The sequence below is a fragment of the Sphingobium algorifonticola genome, assembly GCF_004005485.1.
Taxonomy (GTDB): domain Bacteria; phylum Pseudomonadota; class Alphaproteobacteria; order Sphingomonadales; family Sphingomonadaceae; genus Sphingobium; species Sphingobium algorifonticola.
In genome coordinates this window covers 87136-102695 of the sequence record NZ_RZUL01000004.1, presented here as the reverse complement: position 1 = coordinate 102695, position 15560 = coordinate 87136, and the positions used below count along the sequence as shown (strand labels likewise).

The 15560-nt window shown below is 64.9% G+C and carries 18 protein-coding genes; 6 read left to right on the top strand and 12 right to left on the bottom strand.

Annotated features, from left to right (window positions below; translation table 11 throughout):
- Positions 1-160 precede the first annotated feature (160 nt).
- The 9 genes from ENE74_RS12655 to aroQ all read right to left on the bottom strand — a co-directional run bounded on the left by ENE74_RS12655 (position 161) and on the right by aroQ (position 5638).
- Positions 161-910 carry a ParA family protein gene (locus ENE74_RS12655; RefSeq protein ID WP_127691296.1) on the bottom strand — a complete coding sequence of 250 codons (750 nt, stop codon included), beginning with the start codon at positions 908-910 and terminating at the stop codon, positions 161-163.
- Positions 911-1102: 192 nt separating this feature from the next.
- Positions 1103-1474 carry a hypothetical protein gene (locus ENE74_RS12650; RefSeq protein WP_164847468.1) on the bottom strand — a complete coding sequence of 124 codons (372 nt, stop codon included), beginning with the start codon at positions 1472-1474 and terminating at the stop codon, positions 1103-1105.
- 240 nt (positions 1475-1714) lie between these two features.
- Positions 1715-2242: a hypothetical protein gene (locus tag ENE74_RS12645; protein WP_127691294.1), complete on the bottom strand. Its 528-nt coding sequence runs from the start codon at positions 2240-2242 to the stop codon at positions 1715-1717.
- A 166-nt stretch (positions 2243-2408) separates the two neighbouring features.
- Positions 2409-2753 (bottom strand): arsenate reductase family protein, encoded by a 345-nt coding sequence (locus ENE74_RS12640; RefSeq protein WP_127691293.1) that lies wholly within the window; start codon positions 2751-2753, stop codon positions 2409-2411.
- The gene (gene brnA / locus ENE74_RS12635; protein WP_127691292.1) at positions 2750-2974 is read right to left on the bottom strand and encodes a type II toxin-antitoxin system BrnA family antitoxin; all 225 of its coding nucleotides are present in this window, start codon (positions 2972-2974) and stop codon (positions 2750-2752) included. Before brnA ends, ENE74_RS12640 begins: the two co-directional genes overlap by 4 nt.
- Complete coding sequence (locus ENE74_RS12630; RefSeq protein ID WP_206517704.1) at positions 2955-3227, bottom strand: BrnT family toxin; 273 nt, start codon at positions 3225-3227, stop codon at positions 2955-2957. The genes brnA and ENE74_RS12630 overlap by 20 nt, the downstream gene beginning before the upstream one ends.
- Before the next feature lie 32 nt (positions 3228-3259).
- Positions 3260-4615 carry an acetyl-CoA carboxylase biotin carboxylase subunit gene (gene accC / locus ENE74_RS12625; protein ID WP_127691290.1) on the bottom strand — a complete coding sequence of 452 codons (1356 nt, stop codon included), beginning with the start codon at positions 4613-4615 and terminating at the stop codon, positions 3260-3262.
- Between the two features lie 10 nt (positions 4616-4625).
- The gene (gene accB, locus ENE74_RS12620; protein WP_127691289.1) at positions 4626-5120 is read right to left on the bottom strand and encodes an acetyl-CoA carboxylase biotin carboxyl carrier protein; all 495 of its coding nucleotides are present in this window, start codon (positions 5118-5120) and stop codon (positions 4626-4628) included.
- A 77-nt stretch (positions 5121-5197) separates the two neighbouring features.
- A complete protein-coding gene (aroQ, locus tag ENE74_RS12615; RefSeq protein WP_127691288.1) occupies positions 5198-5638 on the bottom strand; it encodes a type II 3-dehydroquinate dehydratase in 441 nt (146 codons plus the stop codon).
- Between the two features lie 158 nt (positions 5639-5796).
- Here aroQ and thiS point away from each other — a divergent pair, with 158 nt between their 5' ends.
- On the top strand, positions 5797-6798 hold the full coding sequence (thiS, locus tag ENE74_RS12610; RefSeq protein ID WP_127691287.1) for a sulfur carrier protein ThiS: 1002 nt from the start codon (positions 5797-5799) through the stop codon (positions 6796-6798).
- 233 nt (positions 6799-7031) lie between these two features.
- Here the strand turns inward: thiS and ENE74_RS12605 are convergent, their stop codons facing one another.
- Both ENE74_RS12605 and ENE74_RS12600 read right to left on the bottom strand, forming a co-directional pair.
- Positions 7032-9137 carry a TonB-dependent receptor domain-containing protein gene (locus ENE74_RS12605; protein ID WP_127691286.1) on the bottom strand — a complete coding sequence of 702 codons (2106 nt, stop codon included), beginning with the start codon at positions 9135-9137 and terminating at the stop codon, positions 7032-7034.
- Between the two features lie 143 nt (positions 9138-9280).
- The gene (locus ENE74_RS12600) at positions 9281-10276 is read right to left on the bottom strand and encodes a LysR family transcriptional regulator (protein ID WP_127691285.1); all 996 of its coding nucleotides are present in this window, start codon (positions 10274-10276) and stop codon (positions 9281-9283) included.
- 244 nt (positions 10277-10520) lie between these two features.
- On the opposite strand from ENE74_RS12600, the gene ENE74_RS12595 reads away from it, so the two are divergent.
- Entirely contained in the window at positions 10521-10796 is a 276-nt protein-coding gene (locus tag ENE74_RS12595; protein WP_127691284.1) for an HU family DNA-binding protein, read from the top strand.
- A 98-nt stretch (positions 10797-10894) separates the two neighbouring features.
- Here the strand turns inward: ENE74_RS12595 and ENE74_RS12590 are convergent, their stop codons facing one another.
- Positions 10895-11131: a hypothetical protein gene (locus tag ENE74_RS12590; RefSeq protein ID WP_127691283.1), complete on the bottom strand. Its 237-nt coding sequence runs from the start codon at positions 11129-11131 to the stop codon at positions 10895-10897.
- 152 nt (positions 11132-11283) lie between these two features.
- Here ENE74_RS12590 and ENE74_RS12585 point away from each other — a divergent pair, with 152 nt between their 5' ends.
- The 4 genes from ENE74_RS12585 to ENE74_RS12570 all read left to right on the top strand — a co-directional run bounded on the left by ENE74_RS12585 (position 11284) and on the right by ENE74_RS12570 (position 15538).
- The gene (locus ENE74_RS12585; protein WP_127691282.1) at positions 11284-12774 is read left to right on the top strand and encodes a L,D-transpeptidase family protein; all 1491 of its coding nucleotides are present in this window, start codon (positions 11284-11286) and stop codon (positions 12772-12774) included.
- A 5-nt stretch (positions 12775-12779) separates the two neighbouring features.
- Positions 12780-13079 (top strand): hypothetical protein, encoded by a 300-nt coding sequence (locus ENE74_RS12580; RefSeq protein WP_127691281.1) that lies wholly within the window; start codon positions 12780-12782, stop codon positions 13077-13079.
- Positions 13080-13122: 43 nt separating this feature from the next.
- Positions 13123-13791: a murein L,D-transpeptidase catalytic domain family protein gene (locus tag ENE74_RS12575; RefSeq protein WP_127691280.1), complete on the top strand. Its 669-nt coding sequence runs from the start codon at positions 13123-13125 to the stop codon at positions 13789-13791.
- A 322-nt stretch (positions 13792-14113) separates the two neighbouring features.
- Positions 14114-15538, top strand: coding sequence for an MATE family efflux transporter (locus tag ENE74_RS12570; RefSeq protein ID WP_127691279.1), 1425 nt, complete (start codon positions 14114-14116; stop codon positions 15536-15538).
- Positions 15539-15560 lie beyond the last annotated feature (22 nt).

Below are 15560 nucleotides of genomic sequence, written 5' to 3'. Positions count from 1 at the left end.
AACTATGCATGTTCTCCTGCGAAAGCAGGGGTCCAGAGCCCCAAGGGCTATACCGTGCGGCCTCGGCCCCCTGCTTTCGCGAAGGAAGGTTACCTTACGCGCTGGCAAGGCATATGGGCGCACGGTTCCAATACACGCACCCCGAACGACATGTGTGGCTTTACCCGCGCACCAGCCGCCGCTCGATCCCCGTCCACAGTGCCGCAAACTCCTGCGCGGCGGGGCTGCGTCCGGCGAAGGCGCCCAGCGGCTTGCGTCGGGCCGTCATCTGCTCGACGGCGCTCGCCATCGGGATGACGGGCCAGTCGGGCTGCGCCTCCAGCGCCGCCAGATGCAGCGCGCGCCTGCGATCCACCATCGAATAGACCGGCAGGATCGGCGCATGGCTGCCGCCCCGCTGCACCAGATAGCGCGCGACTTCGCCCAGCGCGCGCTGCGACAGGGGGGAAGGGATGACCGGCACGATCACCAGATCGGCGGCGCGCAGCACCTGTTCGCTCGTCTCGGTCAGGCCCGGCGGGCAATCCAGGATGATGCGGTCATACTGCCGCCCCAGCCCCTCGATCAGCTTGGCAAGCCGCTTTTTCTTGCCGATTTCGAAGAATAGGCGATCAAGGCCGCGCAGCGACGTGTCCGCGGCGATCAGGTCGATGCCCGGCACCGTCGACGGGCGGATCAGCGTCGCGATATCGACATCCTTGCTGAAGATCGCCGTCGCTTCGTCGCGACCGCTGGCATCCCCCGAAATCAGCCAGGTCGCTGCCGCCTGCGGATCGAGATCCCACAGCAGCGTGCGCCGCTTTGATATCGCCGCCGATGCCCAGGCAAGGTTGATCGCAAAAGTCGTTTTGCCGACACCCCCTTTGAGGCTGTAGATCGCGATCGTCGCCAATTCCGTGTTCCTGACCATGGCGCAAGGCTAGCCCCCCGCGCGCCTCGCTGGCAAGGCATAGATCATGCGCGAATGACGCTTTTGTTGCGAGCGGGCGAGGGCGGGTCACGCCTTTGTCAGGCGCGGTCATTTCGCTGGCCAATTCGGCGCATCCGTCTCGCGCAGGCGAGACCAGTTGCAGCGTGGCTGTCACTGGCGACGGGCCATGTCTCAATCGCCCGCTGCTTCCCCATCGGCGGCCTCAAGCCTGCGCTGATGGCCAATCCAGTCATCGTCGCAGGAGAGGCGCTTGGCGATCTTCGATCCCGGCTCTATGACGCGCCAGAACGGTACCACCGCGCTTGGCGTAGCGCCTGCCTGCATATCCGCCAGGCTCTTTTCCGCGATCTGGCGCAGGAAGATGGCGGTCGAAACCGGGCATGTCGCATCCGCCTTGTTCTGCCGCGCCAGATCGCGCCGCAGACGAATGATGTCCCGCACCTCACCGGCCGGAATGCCACTGATATAGTGCGCGACGATCTCGGGCGTGGCGACGTACAGCATGGCCCCCGCGCGGATACCCGCAAAGTCCGTATTGAGCATGACACGCTTGGCTTGCTTGGCTTTCGTTACGGCCACACCGCTTCCTTTCGCTCCACCGAATCGGATGGCGAAAGAATAGCGGCTTTGCCCGGCGGCGCTAATAATCGCCGAAAAACGCGATATTTTTCAGTCAATTACTGTTAAGAATGTCCTCGCTCCATCCAAGCCGGCTTTTCGGCCATTGGCGCAAACCGTCGCCTTTCGCTGGCATGCGTCTGCCGCAAGGCTGTGTCCTGGCCGTCAGTCGATCCATGCGGCGGCAGGGTCGACGTATTCCGACCCGTCAAGCAACGCCTGCTTCGCTTTCCTCGCGCGCGCAATGATGGCCTGCGGGTCGACACGCACAACATAAGGCACTGCGCTGCCGCGCCTGCGCGCGATCTTCCGGTCATCGACGTCAAGCCATTCGATCTCGGGATCGGGCGCGAAGGCGAGCGGCAGGGCATGATCGTGCGGTGTCACGCAGCGCAAGCGAGACTGCGAAAGGACGACCGAATGAAACAGGAACAGGCCACCGCGTCTCAGCCATCCCGCAACCGGCCTGCTTTGGCCCGAAGGATCGCGCGCGGCAAAGGCGGCCGCATTGTTATGGCATTGTTGGGGTTGCATCCGCTGCGCGGCCATCTCGGCATCCGGTACGCTCGACACGTCGTAAAAGCGCAAGGCCAATATTTCTTCGACAAGCAGCTGCTCTTCCGGCGTCTCCGGCATCGCCAGTTGCTCCAGCTCCAGAAGGACGCTGCTCAGATTTCGCGCATCTTGTGCCATATTCCCTCGCCCGCACTGTGGCAGGTCATGGCAAAGGGACGCACCTGCGCCGACATCGTTCCCGTTTATGCGACGAAATGAATAATTCTATCAGATGGTTAGATATGTACGCTGCGACATGGTGCGTGCTTCAACACGCTGATCCTGTGGTGCGGTGCGGAACCGCCTAGATCAAATCCCGCACCTTCTCCTGCGGACGACACAGCGCGACGCCTTTGTCGGTCCGCACCAGCGGGCGTTCGATCAGCATCGGTTCCGCCGCCATCGCCGCGAGGACCGTTTTGTCATCGGCGTCGGGCAGACCGCGTTCCGCCGCATCGGTGCCACGCAGGCGCAAACCCTGCTGCGGCGTGATCCCGGCGTCGCGATACAGCGCGCGGAGCGTTTCGACGGATGGCGGGTCTTTCAGATATTCCACCACCGTCACGACAACGCCGGGCGCTTCCTGAAGGATCGCCAGCGTCTTGCGGGACGTGCCGCAGGCGGGATTGTGGTAGATCGTGGCCTTCACGCCGCGCGTTCCAGCCGGTCGGCCAGCCACGTCTTGATCAGGGCCTGCCGCGAAATGCCGCGCCGCTGGGCTTCACGGTCCAACTCCGTCACCATCCAGGCGGGAAAATCGACATTCACCCGCTTCATGGCCAAGTTGACGCGCGTGGCACTCGACAGGTCCAGCGTGTCGAGAATGGACTCTCCCGCATCGAAGCGATCGTCAAATGTCTGTGCTTTCATACAGATCGACCTCTTCCTTACGCGCACGCCGTACCGATATAAGCCTGATCGCTAGATCTCTTCGCGTGAAGATAGCGGACCAGTGACGGCCAGCGATCATTCCGATTGCAATCCAGCGTGGCTCTTCGTCCTTGCCGGTGCGGGCCGAGATGACCAGCAATTGTTCGTCCAGCCAAAGCGCCTGTGCCGCAAGAAAATCAATACCATGCTTGCTGCTGTTGGCGGCGCTTTTGGAAGGATCGAACTCGAACATTCCTATCTCATAATGGTATAATTATGCAACCATTATTGATCTTGCGTATCCCGTGCCAGCCATTCCTCCAGCCATTTGATCGTATAGGCGCCGTCCTGAAATTCGGGGTCGCGCAACAGGGCCTGGTGCAGGGGGATCGTGGTTTTCATCCCCTCGATCACATATTCCTCCAGCGCCCGTTTCAGCCGCATGATCGCGCCTTCGCGGGTGCGGCCATAGACGATCAGCTTGCCGATCATGCTGTCATAATAAGGCGGCACCCGATAGCCCTGATAAAGCCCGCTATCGACCCGTACATGCATGCCGCCGGGCACGTGATAGCGCGTCACGGTGCCGGGCGAAGGCGCGAAGGTCTGCGGGTCTTCGGCATTGATGCGGCATTCGATGGCATGGCCGGAAAACACCAGATCCTCCTGCGCGACCGACAGCGGCCGCCCCTCTGCAATGCGGATCTGTTCGCGGACCAGATCGACGCCGGTGATCATCTCCGTCACCGGATGCTCGACCTGGAGCCGGGTGTTCATCTCGATGAAATAGAAGCCGCCGTCTTCGTACAGAAACTCGATCGTGCCTGCCCCGCGATAGCCCATGTCGGCCATCGCCTTGGCGACGATCCCGCCCATCCGGTCGCGCTCCGCCGCGCTGATGACTGGGGAAGGCGCTTCCTCCAGCACTTTCTGGTGCCGCCGCTGGAGCGAACAGTCGCGCTCGCCCAGATGGATTGCGTTGCCCTTGCCGTCGCCGAAAATCTGGAACTCGATATGGCGCGGATTGCCCAGATATTTCTCCAGATAGACGGTCGCGTCGCCGAAGGCCGCCTTGGCCTCGGTCCCGGCCTGTTGCATCTGGGTTTCCAGCTCGTCGGGGGTCTGCACGATCTTCATGCCGCGCCCGCCGCCGCCCGATGCGGCCTTGATGATGACCGGATAGCCGATGGCATCCGCGATTTTCTTGGCCTCCGCCACATCGCTGATTGCGCCGTCGGAACCGGGGACCAGCGGCAGGCCCAGCGCGCCCGCGCTGCGCTTTGCCTCCACCTTGTCGCCCATGGTGCGGATATGCTCGGGCTTCGGACCGATGAAGATGATGCCGTGCGCTTCGACGATTTCGGCGAACTGCGCATTTTCCGACAGGAAACCATAGCCGGGATGGATGGCGTCCGCGCCCGATATTTCGGCCGCGGAAATGATGTTGGGGATGTTGAGATAGCTGTCGCGCGCGGCGGGCGGACCAATGCAGATCGCTTCGTCGGCCAGACGCACATGCATGGCGTCGGCATCGGCGGTGGAATGGACCGCTACGGTCTTGATGCCCATTTCGTGTGCCGCGCGATGGATGCGCAGCGCAATCTCCCCGCGGTTGGCGATCAGGATTTTCTCGATGCTCATGGGCGCGGGACTATTCGACAATGACGAGCGGCTGGTCGAACTCGACCGGCTGGCCGCTCTCGACCAGCACGGCCTTTACCGTGCCGGCGCTGGGGGCGAGGATCGGGTTCATCACTTTCATCGCCTCGACGATCAGCAGCGTGTCGCCCGCCTTCACCTGCGCGCCGACGCTCACGAAATTGGCAGCTTCGGGGTTGGCGGCAAGATAGGCGGTGCCGACCATCGGTGATTTGACGGCATTGGCGGTGCTGGCCGGGGTCACCGGCTCGGGGGCGGGTGTCGCTGCGGCCGGTGCGGCAACGGGCGCTGCTGCCGTGGCGGGCGGCTGCGGCATGTAGACGGGCTGCGACGGCGCGGCGAGCGGCGCGGCTTTGCGCGCCACGCGGATTTTGCGGTCGCCGTCCTCTACTTCGATTTCGGTCAGGTTGGTATCGTCCAGCATCTCGGCCAGCGCGCGGACCAGCGCGACATCGACCTGCATGCCCTGTTCGTTCTTGTCGTTCATGGATGACCCTTCTGGGATGATGCGTCCGTGGCCCTGCGCCTATTGCGGTTCGCCGCGAAGCGCAAGGTTCCCTGCGCCTACAGCTCCAGCGCGGCTTCCAGCGCAAGGCTGTAAGAGAGGGCGCCAAAGCCCGCGATCGTGCCTTTCGCCGCCATGCCGACATAGCTTTTGTGGCGGAAAGGCTCGCGCTTGTGCGGATTGGAAAGATGCACCTCGATCACCGGCACGGTGATCGCCTTGATCGCGTCGTGCAGCGCCACGGACGTGTGCGTCAGCGCCGCGGCGTTCAGAATGACGGCATGCGCGCCCTGCGCCTGCGCCTCGTGCAGCCAGTCGACCAGATGGCCTTCATGATTGGATTGCAGAAACTCCAGCGCCACATGCGCGCGGTTGGCGGCATCTTCCATCCGCTCGGCGATGTCGTCCAGCGTGTCATAACCGTATATCTCCGGCTCACGCGTGCCCAGCAGGTTAAGATTGGGTCCGTTCAGCACGAAGATTTTGCGCGGTTCGGTCATGCGGCCCTGTTCCTCGACAATTGCACCTTGGCGGTTGCGGCGGGCGGGCGCGCGCCCCTATATGCGTCGCACGCGCGCTTCCCCGTGCAAACGGTGTAGCGCCTCGTGTCCCGTCAAGTCGAGACACGTTTTGCCATGCTTTATGCGAGGACCGGCTTTTGAGCGTCGACGGCACCATATCGATCCATGTGAACGGCGAGCATCGCCGCATCCGGCAGGGCCTGAGTCTCGCCGACCTTGCCAATGAGCTTGGCCTCGCGCCCGAAAAGGTGGCGGTGGAGCGCAATCTGGAAGTCGTGCCCCGCTCGACGCTGGCGCAGGTTCTGGTCGAGGATGGCGACGAGCTGGAAATCGTCCATTTCGTAGGCGGCGGCGATCATGCGCCGCTTGGCGACGACAGCTGGACCGTTGCCGGGCGGACTTTCCGCTCGCGGCTGATCGTCGGCACCGGCAAGTACAAGGATTTCGCGCAGAACGCGGCCGCGCTGGAAGCGTCCGGCGCGGAAATCGTGACGGTCGCCGTGCGCCGCGTCAACGTGTCCGATCCCAAGGCGCCCATGCTGACCGACTTCATCGATCCGAAGAAAGTCACTTATCTTCCCAACACCGCAGGCTGCTTCACCGGTGAGGAAGCGATCCGTACCCTGCGGCTCGCGCGTGAGGCGGGAGGCTGGGATCTCGTGAAGCTGGAGGTGCTGGGCGAGGCGCGGACGCTCTATCCCGATATGGTGGAGACGCTGCGCGCCACGGAAATCCTCGCCAAGGAAGGTTTTCTGCCGATGGTCTACTGCGTCGATGATCCGATCGCGGCGAAGCGGCTGGAGGATGCGGGCGCCGTCGCCATCATGCCGCTGGGCGCGCCGATCGGGTCGGGTCTCGGCATCCAGAACCGCGTCACCATTCGCCTGATCGTCGAAGGCACCAGCCTGCCGGTGCTGGTCGATGCTGGGGTGGGCACCGCGTCCGAAGCGGCGCAGGCGATGGAACTGGGCTGCACCGGCGTCCTGATGAACACCGCCATCGCCGAAGCGAAGAACCCCGTGCTGATGGCCGCTGCGATGAAGGCGGGGGTGGAGGCTGGCCGCATGGCCTATCTCGCCGGGCGCATGGGCCGCCGCATGTACGCCGACCCCTCCAGCCCGCTGGCCGGGATGATCTGAAGATCCGGGTTATGCGCTCGCTGGCGAGCGCGCGCACCAAAGGTCCGTCAGCGTGCATGACCTGAGCAAGACTAAATCCTCTCCAGTGGGAAAGGATAGTGGAGGTTAGCCGCAGGCTTACCGGAACTTGGAGAGGGGTTCCGCGCCAACGGCGTGTCCCATCCCCTCTCCAACTGCGGCTAGGGCCATCCGGCCCAAGCCTCCGTATCCTCTCCCACTGGAGAGGTTTGAAGTTAGAACCCCACCCGCGCCGTTACACGAATATCCCGCCCTGCCAGCGGCGCGAAATCCTTCAGGAAGCTGGCGTGGCGGCGCGCGGTCACGTCGAAGATGTTGTTGGCGGACAGGAGCAAGCTCGTCTGGCTGTTGCCCGGAATCGGCTTGAACGCGACGGAAGCGTTCACCAGCGTGAACCCGCCCGTCTCCGTTTCAAACGTCGTCACCCGGTCCTGCTTGAAACTATGCTCGATTTCCGCGCGCGCCGTCACCCGGTCGCTTGCCGCTTCCAGCCCGCCGAGCAGCCGCAGCGGCGGAATGCGCGGGGCGGGGCCGGTGCCCGTGATCGTGGCGCGGACATAATCGGCGCTGGCGTCGGCGTTGATCGCATAGCTGCCGACCTGCGCCAGCGTCGCCTTGCCTTCGATTTCAAAGCCGTAATAACGCGCCTTGGCCTGGTTGAACTGGAAACAGGGAAACTCCAGATCCTCGCCGCCATTGACCGCCTGGCAGACGGCATCGTCCACCACGCTTTCGTAAATGAAATTGTCGAACCAGTTGTGATAGGCCGACACGGCAACGCTATATCCGGGGCCGCCCCCGCGCAGCGTGCCTTCCAGGCCCCAGCTCTTTTCCTTCGCGAACGCGGGGTTGCCCAGCTCGAACGCCTGCGTACCGGCATGGTTGCCGCGCGCGAACAGCTCTTCGGCGGATGGCGCGCGCTCGGTGCGTGACAGGTTGAGGCCCAGCCGCCAGCCCGGCGTCAGCTCATAGCTCGCACCAAGAGAGCCGGACAAGGCATTGAAAGTGCGTCGTGCCGCATCATTGCCCAGATCGTCGTCCGCCACCGCTTTCAGGATCGAGCGTTCGTAGCGCGCACCGCCTTCCAGCCGCAACGTGCCCAGATCAAGCGATTGCAGCGTAAACAGCCCGAACTGCTGGGTTTCATTCTTGGGCAGAAACTTCTCTTCGCCGACCACGAAGAAATCGCGCACGAACAGTTGCGCCCCGAAGGCGCCGTCCCATCCGCCGCGCTTGGCTTGCACGAACTCCAGCCGGGATTCGATCGACTGATTGTAGAATGTCGTGCCGACTTCGCCGGTGTCTTCCAGCTCCTGATGCTGATAATCGGCAAAGCCCGCGCGCAGCCGGATCGAATCGAGGAACGCGCCATTGGCGGCGATTTCCGCGCGCATGTCGGCGCGGGTCTGCTTGATGTGCAGCCGCACTTCCTCCGCTTCCTCGCCCGCTTCCAGCGCATAGCGCACCGGCACGCCGTACAGATTGTCGAGGCGGCTGACCGAAAAGCCCAGCGATCCGCCTTCGTCGATATAGGCAAGGCCGCCGGCCACTTCCCAGTTGCGCCCGGCGCTGTTGGGCAGCTTGCCGCGCAGGTCGGCCAGTTCCGCGATCTCCGCGTCACCGCTCGCGGCCGCCTCCGCGCGCTGCGCCGGGGCGAGGATATAGCCGCCGGTGTCGAGATTGCCGGTCTTGTTGTAGGTGCCGTCGAAATGGACGACGAAATTGTTGCCCAGCGGCGCTTCCAGTTCCAGCGCGCCGCTGCGTTCATTGGCGGCGCTGCCATAGGTGCCGATGGCGTCGACATGGATCGCCTCGTCGGGGATCCGGCGCGGAATGCGGCTGTCGATTACGTTGACGACCCCGCCGATCGCGGACGAGCCGTAGAGCAGGGCGGAGGGGCCGCGCAGCACTTCGATCCGCTCGGCCGTCAGCGGGTTGATCGCCACGGCATGATCGACCGAAGTGTTCGACACGTCGAAGCTGCCGATACCGTCGGTCAGGATGCGTACACGCTCCCCCTGAAAGCCGCGCAGCACGGGGCGCGAGGCATTGGGACCGAAGGACGTTGCTGAGACACCCGGCTGCCGGGCCAGCGTTTCGCCGATCGTGGGGCGCAGCGACCGGGTCAGCTCATCGCCCGTCACCACCGACGTGCCGGACAAAATGTCGCCCTGCCGCCGGGGGATGATGGCGGTGACGACGATGTCGGCCGGGCGCGGGTCGTGATAGCCGTCGGCGGGCGCGGCCTGCGCCTGGGCCATGGCCGGGCTGGCCGATAGGGCAAGCGTGGCGGAACCGGCGAGCAGCAGTGATCGGATCATGGGCGGGCAATCTCATGTTGAATGGACAAGAACGCACCGCCGCTAGCGCAAAATGATACAACATATCAATACAGAATGATATAACATGGTGCGGTGCGGCACTTTCGCTCAACGCATGAGCGCGCAAAACCCTCTAACTGTCGCTATCTGAACAGATATTCAGACAAGACCGCCGGCATCGAATCATCATCGGCACCGGAACGGACGGCCTGCCGCACGTCGATCGGCGGCAGGGGAAAGGCGATCGGCAGGCGACGGATGCCGTTCATCCGCGCAAAGTCGCGGGCCAGCGGACCGAAGGCCGCGAAATAGCCTGCCCCGTCGCGCACCGCCATCATGATGTCATAGAGATTGTCGGTTTCCAGCACCGGCTCGGCGCGCGCGACCCCCGCGGCGTCGAGCGCGGCGTCGATCAGCGGGCGCAGGCTGTTGCCCGGCGGCAGCATCACCGGCGCGATCCGCGCCAGATCGGCATGGCCCACGCTATCCTGCGCCGCCAGCGGATGCGCGCCGCCGATATAGAGCGTCATCTGCTCACTCCAGGCATAGCGTGACGGCCAGCCGTCCGGTTCGCCCAGCGCATAGAAATAGGCGATGTCGATGCGCCCGCGCGCCAGCGCCGGGATCGCCTGCGCGGCGCTATGGATGTCGAGGTCGAGCGTGATCGCCACATCCTGTGCGTTGGTATCCTCGAACGCGGTGAGCGCATCCTGAAAATGGCTGAATATCGCGGGATGCGCGGCGATCGTGATCGTCTCGCGCGGGGATGCGCGACGCAGCGGCGTCATCCGGGTGGCCTCGGGCTGCGGCATCCGCAACGGCAGGGGGGCATGCAGGGGCGAAGGCGCGGAGGCGGGCGTCGGCGGTGCCGCGACCGGCGTCGAGCCGTCCTGCCAGTCGTCGGGCGCAATTTCGGAGAGATGCTGCATCGCTTCCACGGTCTTGCGGCCCGCATCGGTCAATATCGCCACGCCGCCCTTGCGATCGAACAGCCGGTGGCCCAGCCGCGTTTCCAGCGCATCGATCTCCGCCTCGACTTCGCCGGGTGTCAGGCCCAGATCGCGGGCGCAGACGGCGACTGCGCCGGACGCGATCATCTGCGCGAATATGTCGAGCTGGCGCAGGGTCGGCGTTATCATCGTGCGATGATAGGGGAAAAGCGGTTGGGGGTTAAGCCTCTTGTCCGCCGCGGCGCGGGAAGGGCGACTCGGCGCTTTGCGGGAACGTCATACCGGCGTCTCCAGTGCCCAAACCGCCCCTCCATTTCGCCATTTCCCGCGATAAATTGCACGAAATGCAGCATTTTGGCCGTTCTGGTGCTGGACCTGCCATTTTCCCGAGGCTATGTCCGGCGTTCCATTATTTCAGGAAAGAGCAAACATCATGAACAACAGCGATCTTGCCGATACCATTGCTGCCGCGCACGCCATCAGCAAGACCGACGCCCGCAAGCTGGTCGATGGCGTATTCGCCGCGATCGCCGATGCGGCCGCGAAGGGTGAAGAAGTGTCGCTCAACGGCTTCGGCAAGTTCAAGGTGAAGGATACGCCTGCCCGTGAAGGCCGCAACCCGGCCACCGGCGCGACGATCCAGATCGCGGCATCCAAGAAGCTGTCTTTCGCGCCTGCCAAGGCCGTCAAGGACAAGCTGAACGGCTGATCCGCCGATCGCCTGATCCCCAGGATCAACGTACAAAAAAGGGCGCTTCCCGATGCGGAAGCGCCCTTTTTCTGTTGCGGATTTTGTTGGGCGGGGGTTCAGCCTGCCCGCATCCTATCAACCAGCGCCGCGATTTCCGCCGGTTCCAATATCCAGGTCCGCGTCTTGCGGCCTTCGCGCGCCACCGGCCGGGTCAGCAGGATGCGCGCCTCTGCCTGATGCACGGGCTTGAGCGCCGCGAAATGCTGGACGCACAGGCCGAGGGTCGCGATCAGCGGCGCCTTGCCGTCGAGGTCGATGAGCGTGGCGGGCTGGTCCCAGGGCGTGTCGGTCATGGGGGAAGTCCTTTGGTCGCGGCGTCGGGCTGGCGATAGGCCGATCGTACACGTCGATCAATGGCGCGTCACAGCGGGCAGACAGGGTGAACCGGGCACAAAGTACAAATCCCGGTTTGATCGCCGGGCACTTTGGGCTATCTGCTGGCGATATGCATATATTGTCTGTTTCACTGCGTCTTACGGGATCGCTGCTTGCCCTTGCGTCGCTGGCCGCACCGGCCATCGCGCGCGCCCAGGGCGCGCCGCAGCCGCTGGTGCCGCCCGTCTTTTCCCAGCCCCCAGCGTCGGCCACAACGCCCGCCGCAGCGCCTTCTGCGCCGCCGCCTGTCGTGCCCACAGCGCCGCTGCCGCCGGTGCCCTTGCCCAAACTCTCGGCGGCGCAGACCGATTTTCTCAGAAGCTGGCTGGCAGGCGGCAGGGAACAGGGATTGACGGCCAGGCGGGCATCGGGTCCGGCCCTCAGCGGCGATGCGCTGGCCCGGGCGGCGCTCGACCGCGCGTCGGCGCTCTACCGTGGTCGGGTCGATACCGCCGACTTTCTGGAAGTATGGGCGCTGCGCCCCGCCCAATATGATCCGCTGCCCGGCTTCGTCGCGGCAGTGCAGGGCGATCGCCTTCCGCAATGGACGGCGAGCCTGACGCCGCGCTACGCCGGTTATGAAGGGCTGCGCGCCGGCCTTGCGACTTATGAGGGCATACGTGATTCGGGCGGCTGGCCGATGCTCGACGCGAAGTCGACGCCCGCCGCCATCCGCGCGCGCCTCGCGATCGAGGACAAGACCGGCACGGCGGGCGAACCGCTCACTGCCGCGCTTCAGCGCGCCCAGCGCCGCTATGGCCTCAATCCCACCGGCCTGCTCGATGCGCGTACGATCGCGGCGCTCAACGTGCCCGTTGATGATCGCATCGCTGCCATCATGGCCAATATGGAGCGGTGGCGCTGGCTGCCGCGCAGCCTGCCGGTCAACCGGGTGCAGGTGAACATCGCCGCAGCCGTCCTCACCGTGTTCGAAGGCGACGCGCCCGTCACGTCGATGCGCGCCGTCACGGGCAGCCCGGGCAACGAAACGCCGATGCTCGTGTCGAACATCCATTCGATCGTCGTCAATCCGCCGTGGAACGTCCCGGCCTCCATCGCCAAGCGCGAATTATGGCCGAAGGGGCGCGCCACCCTGATCCGCCAGGGATACAGGATCGTCGGCACGCCCGAAACCGGCGAACGTATCGTCCAGCCCGCCGGGCCGAACAGCGCGCTCGGGCGGCTGAAGTTCGATTTCGACAATCCCTTCGCCGTCTACCTTCACGACACGCCCGCGCGCGCGAAGTTTGCAAGCTACGACCGTCTGGCCAGCCACGGCTGCGTGCGCCTCGAAAAGCCCGTTTCGCTGGCCGAACTGATGGTGCAGGCCGATCCTCTGCTCGCGGGCCAGGTGCAGGCGCTGATCGACAAGGGGAAGACCCAGCGCGTCCAGCTCCCGCAGCAGGTCGCGGTCTATCTGCTCTACTGGACGGCCTTTGCCAGCGCCAACGGCACCATGAACTTCCGCGCGGACCCCTATAACTGGGATCGCCTGCTCGCTGAAAAGATCGAAGCCTCCAGCCGCCGCGCGGCTACCATTGCCTTAGCCTCCGGGAATTGACCGTCATGCGTATCACAGCCATCCTCACCCTTGCCGCCGCACTCGCGCTCTCCGCCTGCGGATCGCGGCCCGACGATGCGGAACCGGCCGCCAACAACATGATCGAAGTGCCCGAGGAGATGATCCCGGCGAACGACACACCGCCCGAAGTCGAGGTGCCCAACAACAGCGCGCCCGCCGCGCCGCCGCCCGCCGTTTCGGAAGAACAGCAGACGCTCGACGATGCCGACGCCACCGGCCTTACCGCGCGCCTGCCAGAGGACGATAGCGCCATGCCGACCAATCAGGCGCGACCGGCCGATTGACGGGGTTATTGGCGCGTTAAGACAGGGATACTATGTTGAAGGCATGAACCGGCGCGCATTTACCAGACTGGCCCTTTCGGGCGCGGGCCTAGCGGCACTTTCGCCGTCCATGGCGGCCGCCGCGCTCGCCGATGTGACGGACGGCACGCCGCAGGTGCCGTTGCCCCGGCCCGTTCCGCTCGTGCCCGGCACCGGCATCAATCTGGAATTGCTCGATCGCGCGCGTGCCGCGCTCGACCGCCATGGTCCCGCCTTCGCCCTGCGCGATCGCGTCGCGCTTGCCGACTTCGCGATGGCGTCGAAGGCTATGCGCTTCCACATCGTCGATCTGATCGACGGGCGCACCAGCTCCTATCTGGTATCGCACGGGCGCGGTTCCGATCCCGACCATAGCGGCTGGCTTCAGCATTTCTCCAACGTACCCGATTCGCTCGCGACCTCCGCGGGTGCCTACAAGACCGGCCAGATTTACGATGGCGTCCACGGCGCGGCGATGCGCCTCATCGGTCTCGATCCCATGAACAGTAATGCCGAAGCGCGCGCGATCGTCATCCATGGCGCGGCCTATGCGACAGAGGATCACATTGCCCGCTGGGGGAAGCTGGGCCGCAGCGAAGGCTGCCTCGCCGTCGCCCCGCATATCCTGCCGCAGGTGCTCGGCATGCTCGGCCCCGGCCGCCTCGTCTACGCCGACAAGATCACGGCGGCTTGAGAGAACCTTGCGCCCGCACTCGGAGTCTTGATTTCGTATCGCAGATCAATCGCATAGGAAGCGCAAAGCGCCATTTTCGTCGTCCTGAACTTGCCTGGCAGTTATACTTTTCCAGCAAGCAAGTTACCGTTCCCCCGCGAAAGCGGGGGTCCAGGGCCGCACGGTACAGCATTGGGCACCCTGGACCCCTGCTTTCGCAGGGGAACAAGAGCCACATGTTCAAAGCAGCGATCGCCTGGAACGATAGCCGTCCGTCAGGCACTATCCATACCGATCATCGCTTCGATTGAGTTTTTCCGCCTCGCACTCTAATCCGCCGCGCATGGCAAGCCTCGCGATTCCCCTGACGGCAATGCCGTGGCGCACCGAAGCGCGCGCGCTGATTGCGCTGGCATTGCCGATGATCGTGGGCAACATCGCCTGGTCGGGCATCGCTGCGACCGATCTGCTGCTGCTCGGGCGTCTGGGGCCGGATGCGGTGGCGGCGGGCGCGCTGGGGATCAATCTCTACACCGCCTGCCTCGTCTTCGGCATGGGGCTGACGACGGCCGCCTCGCCGCTCATCGCTGCGGAGCGGGGCAGGCGGCGGCATGCCGTGCGGGAGATTCGCCGTACCGTGCGGCAGACCCTGTGGGCGGCCGCGCTGCTCTGCCTGCCGTGCTGGCTGCTGCTGTGGCATGGTGAAGGCGTGCTGGTCGCCATGGGGCAGGACCGCGCGCTTTCCGCCGATGCGGGGCAGTTGATGCGCGGCTTGCAATGGGCGCTGCTGCCCTATCTCGGTTTTCTGACGTTGCGCAATTATATTTCCGCGCTCGAACGACCGGTCTGGGGTGTGGTCGTCGTCGTGCTGGCGATCCCGTTCAACCTGCTGGTCGGCTGGGCGCTGATATTCGGGCATCTGGGCATGCCCCCGCTCGGCATGTTCGGTGCCGGGCTGGGGGCCAGCCTTACGGCGCTGTTCATGCTGTGCGGCCTGATCGCCGTGATCCTGATTGATCGTGGCTTTGCGCGCTATCGTCTGTTCGGCCGTTTCTGGGTCGCCGACTGGCCGCGTTTTGCCGCCGTGTGGAAAATCGGCCTGCCGATCGCCATCATGCTGGGCCTGGAGGTCACGGTGTTCAACGCCGCCGTGTTCCTGATGGGGCTCATCGGCCGCGCGCCGCTGGCCGCCCATGCCATTGCGATCCAGATCATTTCGCTCGGCTTCATGGTGCCGCTCGGCATCGGTCAGGCGGCGACGGTCCGCGTGGGGCTGGCTTATGGCCGCGGCGATCCGGCGGCGATCGGGCGTGCGGGCTGGCTGGCGATCGGTATCGGCGTCGGCTTCGCGCTGCTGGCCGCAGCCGTGCTGATCCTGATGCCCGGCGCGCTGATCGCCATCTTCATCGATATCGCCAGCCCGGCCAATGCGCCGGTGGTGGCGCTCGCGCAGGCGTTCCTCGCCGTCGCCGCGCTGTTCCAGATCGTCGATTGCACCCAAGCGGTGTGCGCGGGCGTGCTGCGCGGGCTTCAGGATACGCGTGTACCGATGGTCGTCGCGGCCGGCGGTTACTGGATCATCGGTATCGGCGTGGGCGCGCTGCTCGCCTTCTACACCGGCCTCGGCGGAGTCGGCCTGTGGTGGGGTTTGGCGAGCGGCCTGGGGTTCGTGGCGGCGGTGCTGACCTGGCGCTGGCATCTGCGCGATCGCCTCGGCCTCACGCCCGGCCTGGCAGTGCCCGTGACGAAGGCCCCGGCCCACGCCTGATTCCCGCAAAAACGGGCAAAAA